Below are 12,521 nucleotides of genomic sequence, written 5' to 3'. Positions count from 1 at the left end.
TCACGACCGTCAAGAAGATTATTCCGGCGCGCGCTCTCCACTTAATTCATAGGATCTCTCCCAAGCTTTGCGGATAGCGGTTTTCACCATCGCTTTCATATCCTGCTCCTCAAAGCTTTTGATCGCTTGTTCCGTCGTGCCGCCGGGAGACATGACGCGCTTTTTCAGTTGCGCGGGGCCTTCATCGCTACGCGTCGCCAGCTCGGCGGCGCCGCGCATGGTTTGAATCGCCAGGGTTCGGGCGCTGGCCGGGTCCAGACCTAGCGAGGCGGCAGCCTCTTCCATCGCTTCCATGAACATGAAGCAGTAAGCAGGACCGCTTCCAGATAAAGCTGTGACGGTGTGTATGTCCTCTTGCTTTGACGTCCAGGCGACGATGCCGACGGCGCTGAACAGGTTGTCTGCAATCTCACGCTGTGCGTCGCTGACATGTGGATTAGCGTATAGCCCGCTGGCGCCCAGGTGCACCTGAGCCGGCGTATTTGGCATGCAGCGTACTACTGGCAGGTCGCCTCCCAACCAGGTTTCAATTTGCTCGCAGGAAACGCCTGCGGCGATGCTGACTATTAGAGGGCGACGCTGTTGTACGGCCTTCGCCAATCCCTCGCAGACCACCTGCATGACCTGTGGCTTTACGCACAGGATCAGCGCGTCGCAGTCCGCCATGAATTGCTGATTGTCCGTGCTGGTCGGGATGCCGAACGCGTCTGCGGCTTCTTTTAACTCATGCTCGGCAGGCGCGGTCGCGGCCAGTCTGTTCGCCGGGTAGCCATTGGCTATCAGGCCTCCAAGTATCGCTCGGGCCATATTGCCGGCGCCGATGAAGGTAAGCTGTGGGTGTTCTTTCATAGTGTTCTCTTTGCGGATACGACTATCGCCAACTGTCTTAATAATGTTTGTGACGGAGGATTTAAAGTGCAGGCGGATAAAATCCGCTGATTTCGCTGCATTTTAGTAGTTTCTGGCGCCAAATATGGCGGAGCCGATGCGAACAATGGTGGAGCCAGCGGCAATGGCGGCCTCCATGTCATCGGACATGCCCATGGATAAGGTGTCTACGCTATCGAACCGGCTTTGCAGCGCAGCAAAATGGCGACTCAACTCCTTGAAGGTGGCGGCCAGTGCTGCTTCACCCTGAGTCGGGTCGGGAATACACATCAGCCCTCTCAGGCGCAGGCCGGGCAGAGCGCTGATAATGTCCGCCAGAGGCGCGACTTCATCTGGCGACACGCCAGACTTGCTGCTTTCATCATTAATATTGACCTGAATGCAGACATTCAGCGGTGAGGCTCCCTCCGGTCGCTGCTCTGACAGACGGCGGGCGATTTTTTCCCGGTCCACGGTATGCACCCATTGGAATAACTCCGCCACCGGGCGGGTTTTATTGGACTGCAATGGGCCGATGAAATGCCAATTGATGGAGAGGTCGCTTAACTGGGCGATTTTATCCTGGGCTTCCTGCAGGTAATTTTCGCCAAAATCTCTCAGTCCCGCGTCATACGCGACCCGAATGGCCTCGGCCGGCTTGGTTTTACTGACTGCGAGCAACGTCACGGAATCCGCCGGCCGGGCCGCGGATTTTGTTGCATTTTGTATTCTTTGGCTTACTGTTTTGATGTTGTCTGCTATGCTGAACATATTATTTCTATCAATAGCTTAGGCTGCGTCGAAACGCGCAGATTGTAACCAACCCGCCGACAAAATTCAGTTCCTTCCGTCGTCGTGGGGAGGTGGCGCTGTTTGAGGGCCGCCGGAAGGCTGCATGTCATTATAAGGTTCAAAACGGGGATTCCTAATGGACATTACCGAGTTGCTTGCGTTCTCTGCTAAGCAGGGCGCTTCCGACTTACACCTATCTGCCGGGTTGCCTCCCATGATACGCGTCGACGGGGATGTCAGGCGAATTAACCTGCCCGCAATGGAGCATAAAGAAGTACACGCGCTGATTTACGATATTATGAACGATAAACAGCGTAAGGATTTCGAAGAGTTTCTGGAGACGGACTTTTCCTTCGAAGTTCCCGGAGTCGCCCGTTTCCGGGTTAACGCCTTCAACCAGAACCGCGGCGCCGGCGCCGTATTCCGGACCATCCCCTCCAAAGTGCTGACAATGGAAGACTTGGGAATGGGGCAGGTGTTCAAGGATATCGCCCTCAAGCCTCGCGGGCTCTGTCTGGTTACAGGACCGACCGGTTCCGGTAAGAGTACGACGCTGGCGGCGATGATCGACTTTATCAACGATACCCGTTACGACCACATCCTCACTATCGAAGACCCTATCGAGTTCGTGCACGAAAGTAAGAAGTGTCTGGTGAACCAGCGCGAAGTGCACCGTGATACGTTAGGGTTCAGCGAAGCGCTGCGTTCAGCCCTGCGGGAAGACCCGGACATTATTCTGGTTGGTGAGATGCGGGACTTGGAAACCATCCGTCTGGCGCTGACTGCTGCGGAAACCGGACACTTGGTATTCGGCACCCTGCACACCACATCCGCTGCGAAAACCATTGACCGGGTGGTCGACGTGTTTCCTGCGGAAGAAAAAGCCATGGTAAGATCAATGCTCTCCGAATCGTTACAGGCGGTCGTCTCGCAGACACTTCTGAAGAAGGTCGGCGGCGGTCGTGTGGCGGCCCATGAAATCATGATCGGCACGCCAGCGATTCGTAACCTGATACGCGAAGACAAAGTCGCCCAGATGTACTCGTCTATCCAGACCGGCGCCGCGTTGGGTATGCAGACCCTTGACCAGTGTCTGCACAATTTGATTTCTAAAGGGCTGATCAGCCGCGAAGCCGCGCGCGAAAAAGCCAAAATGCCGGAGAATTTCTGACGCCGCGACCTTATCCCGGTTTATGCCGGTCGCTGTAGCGTTATTACCATTGGGGTGTTGTGATGGATTTCGACAAGCTGTTAAAAATCATGGTGGAAAAGGGGGCTTCGGACCTCTTTATCACAGCTGGGGTGCCGCCCAGCATTAAAGTCCACGGTCGTATGGTGCCAATCACCAAATCGCCGCTGTCTCCTGAGCAGACGCGGGAAACCGTGTTTTCCATAATGTCGGAAAAGCAGCGTGCGGATTTTGAGGTTGCGCATGAGTGCAACTTTGCAATCAGCGCCCGCGGCATCGGTCGTTTCCGGGTCAGCGCCTTTTATCAGCGCAACCTGTGCGGGATGGTGTTGCGTCGTATTGAGACCAATATTCCCAAGCTGGACGACCTGCATCTGCCGGAGGTTATCAAGTCTCTGTCGATGACCAAGCGGGGCCTGATTATCTTTGTCGGCGCCACCGGCACCGGTAAGTCCACGTCGCTGGCTGCGATGATCGGCCACCGGAACCGCAACAGCAAAGGTCACATCATCTCCATCGAGGACCCCATCGAATATATCCATCAGCACCACGGCTGCATTATTACGCAGCGGGAAGTGGGACTGGATACGGAGTCGTTCGAAGTGGCTCTGAAGAACACGCTGCGGCAGGCTCCCGACGTTATCATGATCGGGGAGGTGCGATCCGCCGACACCATGGAATATGCGGTGACCTTCGCGGAAACCGGTCACTTGTGTTTGGCGACATTGCACGCCAACAACGCCAACCAGGCGCTGGACCGGATCATCAACTTCTTCCCGCCTGAGCAGCATAACCAGGTGTGGATGGATTTATCCTTGAACTTAAAGGCTATCGTGGCGCAGCAATTGGTGCCGACCCCGGACGGTAAGGGACGTCGGGCGATTGTTGAGATCCTCATCAACTCGCCGCTGGCCGCAGACTTGATTCGTAAAGGGGAAGTGCACAAGTTGAAAGAGCTGATGACCAAGTCGTCGGAACTGGGCATGCAGACTTTCGATCAGGCGCTGTACCGCGCTTACGCTGCGGGAGAGATTACCTACGAAGACGCGTTGTCTCATGCGGACTCCGCGAACGACCTGCGTCTGATGATCAAACTGGGTGCAGACAGCAATATTTCCAAGCTGCAAGGCGCAGCCAGCAGTCTGTCATTGAGCGACGACCAGGATTATTGATCGCTGAAAATCGCTTCTGAAAGCGGATAAAAAAACGGCGGGGTCCTCAAAGGCCCCGCCGTTTTGCGTTTCAGGAAGCGCTAGTGCGCCTCATCCCAGTTATTGCCAGCGCCGGCTTCCACTAATAGCGGCACATTCAATTCCGCGGCGGAAGACATAATCTGCGTCAGCTTCTCTTTAACTGCCTCGACAGCGCTTTCCTCTACTTCCAGGATCAACTCATCGTGCACCTGCATGATCATCTTCGCCGGCGGCGCGTCTTTACCTTCCAGCCAGGCGTCCACCGCCAGCATGGCGCGTTTGATGATGTCAGCCGCCGTACCCTGCATGGGGGCGTTGATGGCGGTGCGCTCCGCCGCCTGTTGCAGATTGCGATTGCTGGAGCGAATGTCGGGCAAATACAGACGACGCCCGAACAAGGTCTCCACGTAGCCGGTATCCTGAGCTTCCGCGCGAATGCGGTTCATGTAGTTCAACACGCCGGGGTAACGCTCGAAGTATTTGTCGATATAGCTCTGCGCTTCGCCGCGCTCAACGTGTATCTGGCGGGCCAGACCGAAGGCGGACATACCGTAGATCAGACCGAAGTTGATGGCCTTGGCTTTGCGGCGCTGCTCGGAGCTGACTTCGTCGAATGCGACGTTGAAGACTTCCGCCGCCGTCGCCTGATGCACGTCCAGGCCTTCGGAGAAAGCCTTTAACAAGCCTTCGTCCCCGGACAGGTGAGCCATGATGCGCAGCTCGATCTGCGAGTAGTCGGCGGAGATCAGCTTACAGCCTTTGGGGGCGATAAAGGCTTGCCGGATGCGACGGCCCTGCTCATTACGCACGGGGATGTTTTGCAGGTTGGGATCGCTTGACGACAAACGCCCGGTGGCGGCGACCGCCTGCTGGTAGGAGGTATGCACGCGGCCGGTGCGCGGGTTGATCATTTCCGGCAGCTTGTCAGTGTAGGTCGACTTCAGCTTGGAAAGGCCGCGATACTCCAGAATGACACGAGGCAGCTCATACTTCTCCGCCAGTTCCTGTAGCACCGGCTCGGCGGTGGAGGGCTGTCCCTTCGGCGTTTTCTTGATAATGTCGAAGCCGAGCTTTTCGTAGAAAATCTCCTGCAACTGCTTGGGCGATCCGAGATTAAACTTCTGGCCGGCTTTTTCATAAGCTTCTTCTTCCAACTCCAGCATGCGCTCAGCCAATTCCTGGCTGTGAGTGCGCAAACGCTGGCTGTCCACCAAGGCTCCGCGATGCTCCATCCGCATCAATACAGGAATCAGCGGGAGTTCGATTTCGCGATAAACCTGCTCTAAACGTCCTTCTTTCTTTAGTTTCGGGTTCAGAGCGTGATGCAACTGCAGGGTGATATCCGCATCTTCGGCGGCGTAAGGGCCGGCTTGCTCCAGGCTAATCTGGTTGAAGGTCAGCTGTTTCGCCCCTTTTCCGGCGATATCTTCAAAGTGGATGGTTTCCCGCCCCAGGTGTTTGGAGGCCAGGGTATCCATATCGTGACGGTTGGCGGTGGAGTTCAGCACGTAGGACTCCAGCATGGTGTCTTCCGCGATGCTGTTGAGCTGAACGCCATGATTGGCCAATACATGGGCGTCGTATTTCAGGTTTTGACCAATCTTGCGATATGCAGGGTCCTCCAGAAGAGGCTTGAGCGCGGCCAGAACTTTATCGCGCTCCAGCTGTTCCGGCGCTCCCATATAGTCATGGGCTACAGGCACGTAAGCTGCTTTGCCGGGCTCGACTGCGAAGGATACGCCGACGATCTCCGCCTCCATATAATTGAGGCTGGTGGTCTCTGTGTCGAAGCTGAATGTTTTGGCGTCAGTCAGCACTTTGATCCAGTGGTCAAACTGATCCTGCTCTGTCACAACCTGGTAATCCTGCTCAACGCTTTGCGCGGGGGAGGCGCTGGCTTCGGGTGTCGTCGCCTGTGTAGAGGGTGTCGCGTCAAGATCTTTGATCCAGGTTCTGAACTCCAACTCAGTAAACCAGGTGCGCAGCGCTTCTGTATCGACGGGATTGGGGCAAACCTCTTCCAAGGTGAAAGGCAGCTCGACATCGGTCTTGATAGTGGCGAGCTCTTTTGACAGCGGCAACTGCTCCAGGCTGCTGCGCAGGCTTTCGCCGATTTTCCCTTTGACCTCATCCGCCCGCTCCATCACTTGCGTCAGGGAGCCGAACTCACCAAGCCATTTGACTGCAGTTTTGGGACCGCATTTGTTCACTCCGGGGATGTTGTCCACGGTATCGCCAATGAGCGCCAGGTAATCCACGATCAGTTCCGGCGGTACGCCAAACTTCTCGACGACGCCTTCTCTGTCCATGGTGGTCTCTGTCATGGTGTTGACGAGGGTGACGTGAGGGCTCACTAACTGGGCCATATCTTTATCGCCCGTGGAAATTACAGCATCCAGCCCTTTTGTAGTTGCTTCATGGGCCAGCGTGCCTATAACATCGTCAGCCTCTACGCCTTCTATAATCAGTAAAGGCAGCCCCATAGCGCGGACAATGTCGTACAGAGGCGCAATCTGGCAGGCGAGGTCTTCCGGCATGGGAGGCCGGTTGGCCTTGTAATCGGGGTACATTTCGTGACGAAAGTTCTTGCCCTTGGCGTCGAAAACGGCGACCACCTGGCTCTCCGGATAATCTTTTTGTAACTTCCGAAGCATGGAGATGACGCCTCTGATGGCGCCGGTAGGTTGTCCCTTGGAGTTTCTTAGCTCTTTCAGGTTGGGAACGTGGTAGGCGCGAAACAGATACGAGGAGCCGTCTACCAGGACGACAGGCGCTGAACGGTTTTCTTTACTCATAGATGGTACTGGTTTTAAATGGTTGTATGGGCTCGGAATAAGCGTATCCCGCAGGATCGGCTAATCCCCGAAAATGGGCCCGAAAGAGGGCTGACGGAGCTGCCGGGACTACCCGGCGAATTAGCCCCAGGCGCTGCCTGATTAAACAAATGTGTAGGTTACCAAAAAACAGCGTGTAGGTTACCAATGAGTTTTTGGATACGTAAAGCTTTGCTCGCGTTAATTATTCTTCCTTTGGCGGCGCCAACGCTGGCGGAAGATTCTGCGGCGGAGCCAGAAGTGCAGATTCGTTATGGCGAAAAGGAAACCCATTACGAGTATCGGGTGAACGGCGAACTGGTGCAGATCAAGGTCGTCCCCAAAGTCGGACCGGAATATTATCTGGTGCCTTCCGATACGGGTGAATGGGTGCAATCGGAAAAGCCGCGGATACTGGTTCCGAGCTGGAAGCTTTTGGAATGGTAAGTTTTCGATAGGCGATTTATTTGATGGTCAAAGCGCAGGATGCGTTTGAAATTAAGTTTTAGAAGTAGTGAATAAGGCGGGTTAATGGCGGTTTTTACGAGAGTGTCTCCAGAGCAATTGCAGACGTTGCTGGAATCTTATTTCGATGCGCCTGAAGTGACGGAATTTCAAGGCATTGCGGCGGGGATAGAAAACACCAACTATTTTGTCAGCGTAACAAGCGGCGGCGAAGAAACACGCTGGGTGCTGACAATCTTTGAGATGGTGACCGCCGAAGAGCTCCCGGTTTTCATTGATCTGATGCAAGGACTGGCGCAGCAGGGCTTTCCCGCGCCGGCGCCTCATCCCATGCTGGATGGTTCATCCTTGGCCTATATAGAAGGCAAGCCGTGTGTACTGGTGCCCAGAATTGCCGGCGGCCACCTGGATACTCCCACTCGTGATCAGTGCGCCATCGCTGGCGATTTGCTTGGCGCAATGCATTTGGCCTCCCGGTCCGCGCCCGGTCGTCGTGAAGTGGTGCGTACAGTAGGGTGGATGCAGTCTCACCGGGATGATCTGGCTCCTCACATCAAGCAAGATGAACTGGCGTTGTTGAATGCGGAAATCGAGCATTTCCAGCAACAGGCGGATATTTGGACGCAATGTCCAAACGGCTGGATTCACGGCGATCTGTTTGTCGACAATGTGATGTTCGATGGGGACAAAGTGAGCGGCGTTATCGATTTTTATCATGCCTGCCACGATTGCTGGCTGTTTGATCTCGCCGTTGCTTGCAATGACTGGTGCTGTGATGCAGAAGGGCATTACGATCAGGAGAAGCTGCGCGCTTTTGTTGAAGCATACGACAACAAGCGTCCTCTGACTGATCTTGAGAAAAGCCTGTGGAGCGATGCGTTGCGGGTCGGTGCGTTGCGATTCTGGATTTCCCGGCTGATCAGCCAATACGGCAAAGGCTATCAGCATGAGGCTGAAAGAGGGAATACGCTGAAAAATCCAGATGAGATGAAGGCTAAATTACTATCCGCGCATAAAATAGCCGCCCTGTAGGCGGCTATCGAAATTCTTAGAGTCGCTGGGAGTGAGTAAAAGCTATCCGTTATTCAGAGTGGCGGTGACTTCCTGAGAGTAGTCGCTCGCCACGCCATCATAATCAATCACTCTTACCTTAAAACCGTATTTGCCTGAAGCGAACCCTGACAACTTCAATGAGGTGACGCCAACGTCGTCTATCACTACACGCCCATCATCGCCTTTGGACAGGTTGCGATAGGCCACTTCGTACGCGGCAATTTCGCTAAGGGCGAGGGAGGAGCCGTCTTCACGGGTCCAGGGCGTGTTCCAGGAAAGGGTTTTAGGCGTAATCGGCCCTTGCACTCCTGCGCTGGGGTTGGAAGACGATGAGTCGTCTCCCTGTGTTGCGTCACCGCTATGTGCGGCGCTTTTGGGGGAGTCTCCGCTTATCGAGTCGGACAGGTTGCAACCGGAACCCGTCGCAACAACGGTTCCCAAGAACAAAAATGCAATAAGCTTCCGGGCGCGAAGCAAGGTTTCGCTGCCAAGCAATTCTATCTTCATGGCGATTTTAAGAAGTCTTTCGGATAAACGGCTTAATAATTGTCAAAACATCTGACTTTCTAGTTTTTAGAAAGGAACTGATTGCTCAGTAAAGTCGACATTCGGACGCGACGCTATCTTTTTATGATCAATTCGTGACTAACTACCCACAAAAATATAATTCGACTTGGATTTGATAGCCATACTTCCATGTGGCTAGGCTTAAAGGTCTATCACGTTAAAGGTAAGCGGCTAGAGGTTTCGCATGAGTAAGCTGAAGTCTAGGCAACTCGGTGCGTTCTCCGGTAACGGCAGGCGAATGCGATGCCCAGAGCCGGGGGCGACGTCAATATTTTGTCCGTTTTTATTTTCCATTTTTTTGACAATAAAACTCATATTTCCGCTTGGTGTCATAATTTCGACGGTATCTCCAATAGATATTTTGTTTTTTACGTCAATCAAGGCATGACCATTCTCAGGAGAGTATTCCAACACTTCGCCGACGAATTGTTGCTTGCCGGACAGCGAGGTTCCATTTGCGTAATTCTGATACTCGTCATGTACATGGCGTCGGTAAAAGCCTTCGGTATAGCCCCGATGCGCAAGCTTCTCCAGATCGTCCATCAGCGACATGTTAAACGGGACGCCAGCCACGGCGTCATCAATGGCCTGGCGGTACGCTTGCGTCGTCCTGGCGACGTAGTAATGAGACTTGGTGCGTCCCTCGATTTTTAAAGAATGCACGCCGATGCGACACAATCGCTCCACATGCTGCACAGCGCGAAGGTCTTTGGAGTTCATGATGTAAGTGCCATGCTCGTCTTCAAAGGCGGGCATCAGCTGATCTGGTCGACCATCTTCCTGCAACAGAAACATTTCTGAGGTGACCCCGCCATCTCCCAGCGTCGAGCTGCAAGACTGAGGCTGCGTTGGCTCCCAGGTCTGCGCTGTGATATTGCCTGCGTCATCCTGGGTGGCTGGAATGGCGTTGTATTTCCAGCGGCAGGCATTTGTACAAGTACCCTGATTGGGATCGCGCTTATTGATGTAGCCGGACAATAGGCAGCGCCCAGAGTAAGCGATGCACAGCGCGCCATGAACGAAGACTTCCAGCTCCATCTGTGGCGACTTTTCCTTGATCTCTGCGACTTCCTCCAAAGACAGCTCCCGCGACAGTATCACCCGCTCCAGTCCTTGTCGGCGCCAGAACTCAACAGCGGCATAGTTAACTGCGTTCGCCTGCACGGAGAGATGAATGGGCATGTCCGGCCATTTGTCGCGAACCATCATGATCAATCCAGGATCGGACATGATCAGTGCGTCTGGCCGCATCTCAATCACAGGTGCCATATCGTCCAGAAAGGTTTTCACTTTGCTGTTGTGAGGGGCGATGTTGGCGGCGACATAAAACTTTTTGCCTTGTGACCGCGCTATTTCAATTCCTTCGGCCAGCGTGGCGAGATTGAAATCATTCTCCCGCACTCTCAGGCTGTAGCGAGGCTGTCCTGCATAAACCGCATCGGCGCCATAGGCGAATGCAAAACGCATGTGTTTGAGTGAGCCGGCTGGCGCCAGGAGTTCAGGTTTTTTCATAGCTTCTACTTCGTTGTCGGTTGATCGGTGATTAATAGATTTGGATAGGGTTCAGGAGCAAAGTCGCCAGTCCCGCAACGCCGGAAGCGGCGAGTGCGGTTGCGACTTTAACTCCCAATGGACGGTTGCCGATGGTCCATGCGAGACCCGCCTTAACCAGGCTATTGCTGCAGGCGGCGATAAAAATGCCCCAGGCGGCGACTAGTAGAGCCACTTTCTCTGGCTCTTTGGCGAGACGGGCCAGAGATAAACTGATCGCGTCTACATCACTCAATCCGGATATGGCGCTGAGAGCGTAGACGCCGCTGGCTCCCAGCCATTCGTGCAGTGCATTGGAGAGCAACATGATGAGCAGCAGCAGGAAGCCAAAGAACAGAGCGGAGGAGATTTCCAGCGGATTCTGCTTGAGATCGGGTTGTTCGATTTTTATTCCCGAGTGGCTGCGCCAGAAATAAAACGCGGAGGCGTATACGCAGAGGGCCATGAGAGCAAAGGGTGGGGCAAGTGCGTAAGCCAACGGAGGGTAGACGATATAGATAACCAGCAATAGCCTTGGGAACATAGTGCCGCAGGCGATCAACACGCCTGACGCCAGAAGTGGCGCATGCTCCTGATTGTCTTTGGCGACCCGCGACAAATGCAGTGTCAGCGCGGTAGAAGAACTCAAACCTGCGAACAGGCTGGTTATTAGTATCCCTTTGGATGGGCCGCCTATCTTGACTGCAAAATAGCCAACAAAGGAAATGGCGCTGATTAAGACAATCATCCACCAAACCTCATAGGGGTTAATAGCGCCCCATGGACCGAACCCTTCGTTGGGCAGTACTGGCAGCATGACGACGGTCATCACCAATAACTTGAGCCCGGCGTCCAGCTCTTCATCACGTATTTTTTTCAGAAACCCGTGCAGCTCCGGCTTGAGGTCGAGCAATATGGCGGTCACGACTGTCATGGTGGCCGCAACGGAGAACTCTCCCATGACGCACAAAGCACCATAGAAAAAAGTCAGCATTGAGGCGATCAGGCTGGTGATGCTCATGTCCAGACGTTGTCTCTGGCTGGTGACATAAGCGGCGATAAGAATCAGCGCCAGGGCGATGATGCCCGCCGCCAGCACCCACTCGCCCATTTGTTCGCCCAACCAGGTAGTCAGACCGCCCAGCAGCGCAATCAAAGCAAACGTTCTGACCCCCGCTACCCGATGGCCGGCCTCTTCGTTGCGGTTGACCCAGCCGCGCTGTATGCCGATGGTCAGACCAAGCAGCAGCGCCATGGCTAGATGGGGAAGCGGATATTGCGCATCAATCAGACTGTTCATACTGGCGGAAGGGTGGAGAAAAGCCGCTCAACGCCGCTTCAAAAAAGCGTGAAACGGGTTAGAGCTATCGCCATTAATAGGGTGGAATCGAACGGTCATATTCATCAAGGGCGCGCTGTGATTTTGATAAACGGCAATGTCTTAAAAAGTATAGCTAACGGGATCGCGTCCGTGCTGAAACGGCGACAATCCTAGTGTAAATGGATTTTTTCCAGCGTTTTCTGAGGTAGATCAAATTGCCTTTCAGCCCCTGTTTAAGGGGCCTGGATTAGTATGATTATTCTAATTTTTGCACGTATCTTGAGGGCGCAATCAAGGCAAGGAACTGGGTTCCTTATCTCAAAGTAAACCGGTAGGAGACCAAAGATGGGCAAGCTCAAGTCATATCAGGAGCAAATTCAGGACGCTGTAGAAAAAGGAATCAAAACAGTAGAAGAGCAGCATCGCACTCTTGCTGCGAAACCTTTCGAATACGCGGAGAAAATAGAGCAGGAAGCTAAGAATTTGTCCGTTAAGTCCGTGCGCGAAATGCACGACCACATGCTGGATAACGTTTACTCTTCGTTCCGCGCATGGAATCAGCGTGTAAACGACTTTGCTGCGGACCTGGTGGCCAAGATCGAAGGCGCAGAAAAAGACAGCGACGACGAGGCCAAAAAATCCAAAGCCGCGGCTAAGAAAACGACAAAAACTGCAGAAAAGCCGGCCTCTAAGACTACTGAGGAAGAAGCTGCAGCCTAAGAGTTCGCACT

The 12,521-nt window shown here is 54.0% G+C and carries 11 protein-coding genes; 5 read left to right on the top strand and 6 right to left on the bottom strand.

Going from position 1 to position 12,521, the window contains the following annotated elements; genetic code table 11:
* Nucleotides 1–18: 18 nt before the first annotated feature.
* Complete coding sequence (gene proC / locus ACQYWX_RS27945) at nt 19–849, bottom strand: pyrroline-5-carboxylate reductase (protein WP_431687084.1); 831 nt, start codon at nt 847–849, stop codon at nt 19–21.
* A gap of 102 nt (nt 850–951) precedes the next feature.
* Nucleotides 952–1,638, bottom strand: coding sequence for a YggS family pyridoxal phosphate-dependent enzyme (locus ACQYWX_RS27940; RefSeq protein WP_216737533.1), 687 nt, complete (start codon nt 1,636–1,638; stop codon nt 952–954).
* A gap of 157 nt (nt 1,639–1,795) precedes the next feature.
* On the opposite strand from ACQYWX_RS27940, the gene ACQYWX_RS27935 reads away from it, so the two are divergent.
* Both ACQYWX_RS27935 and ACQYWX_RS27930 read left to right on the top strand, forming a co-directional pair.
* The gene (locus ACQYWX_RS27935; protein WP_011400052.1) at nt 1,796–2,830 is read left to right on the top strand and encodes a type IV pilus twitching motility protein PilT; all 1,035 of its coding nucleotides are present in this window, start codon (nt 1,796–1,798) and stop codon (nt 2,828–2,830) included.
* Nucleotides 2,831–2,892: 62 nt separating this feature from the next.
* The gene (locus tag ACQYWX_RS27930; protein ID WP_216737532.1) at nt 2,893–4,020 is read left to right on the top strand and encodes a PilT/PilU family type 4a pilus ATPase; all 1,128 of its coding nucleotides are present in this window, start codon (nt 2,893–2,895) and stop codon (nt 4,018–4,020) included.
* Between the two features lie 80 nt (nt 4,021–4,100).
* Here ACQYWX_RS27930 and polA read toward each other — a convergent pair whose 3' ends face one another.
* Nucleotides 4,101–6,836, bottom strand: a complete 2,736-nt coding sequence (gene polA, locus ACQYWX_RS27925) for a DNA polymerase I (RefSeq protein WP_431687083.1) — start codon at nt 6,834–6,836, stop codon at nt 4,101–4,103.
* 186 nt (nt 6,837–7,022) lie between these two features.
* Here polA and ACQYWX_RS27920 point away from each other — a divergent pair, with 186 nt between their 5' ends.
* Nucleotides 7,023–7,301, top strand: coding sequence for a DUF2782 domain-containing protein (locus tag ACQYWX_RS27920; protein ID WP_216737530.1), 279 nt, complete (start codon nt 7,023–7,025; stop codon nt 7,299–7,301).
* A gap of 84 nt (nt 7,302–7,385) precedes the next feature.
* Nucleotides 7,386–8,351, top strand: a complete 966-nt coding sequence (locus tag ACQYWX_RS27915; protein WP_431687082.1) for a homoserine kinase — start codon at nt 7,386–7,388, stop codon at nt 8,349–8,351.
* Nucleotides 8,352–8,393: 42 nt separating this feature from the next.
* Here the strand turns inward: ACQYWX_RS27915 and ACQYWX_RS27910 are convergent, their stop codons facing one another.
* From ACQYWX_RS27910 to ACQYWX_RS27900, 3 genes are all read right to left on the bottom strand, one after another.
* Nucleotides 8,394–8,879 (bottom strand): fibronectin type III domain-containing protein, encoded by a 486-nt coding sequence (locus tag ACQYWX_RS27910; protein WP_216737528.1) that lies wholly within the window; start codon nt 8,877–8,879, stop codon nt 8,394–8,396.
* 231 nt (nt 8,880–9,110) lie between these two features.
* Nucleotides 9,111–10,451 carry a tRNA 5-hydroxyuridine modification protein YegQ gene (gene yegQ / locus ACQYWX_RS27905; RefSeq protein WP_431687081.1) on the bottom strand — a complete coding sequence of 447 codons (1,341 nt, stop codon included), beginning with the start codon at nt 10,449–10,451 and terminating at the stop codon, nt 9,111–9,113.
* Nucleotides 10,452–10,482: 31 nt separating this feature from the next.
* Nucleotides 10,483–11,769: an MgtC/SapB family protein gene (locus ACQYWX_RS27900; protein WP_431687080.1), complete on the bottom strand. Its 1,287-nt coding sequence runs from the start codon at nt 11,767–11,769 to the stop codon at nt 10,483–10,485.
* A 366-nt stretch (nt 11,770–12,135) separates the two neighbouring features.
* Between ACQYWX_RS27900 and ACQYWX_RS27895 the strand changes: the two genes are divergently transcribed.
* Complete coding sequence (locus ACQYWX_RS27895) at nt 12,136–12,510, top strand: hypothetical protein (protein WP_216737525.1); 375 nt, start codon at nt 12,136–12,138, stop codon at nt 12,508–12,510.
* Nucleotides 12,511–12,521: the final 11 nt, after the last annotated feature.

Origin of the sequence: Hahella sp. NBU794 (assembly GCF_050749805.1) — a bacterium.
In the GTDB taxonomy this organism is placed as follows: Bacteria; Pseudomonadota; Gammaproteobacteria; order Pseudomonadales; family Oleiphilaceae; genus Hahella.
Note: the sequence above shows the minus strand (reverse complement) of the source record. Positions and strands in the feature narration are given on the sequence as shown.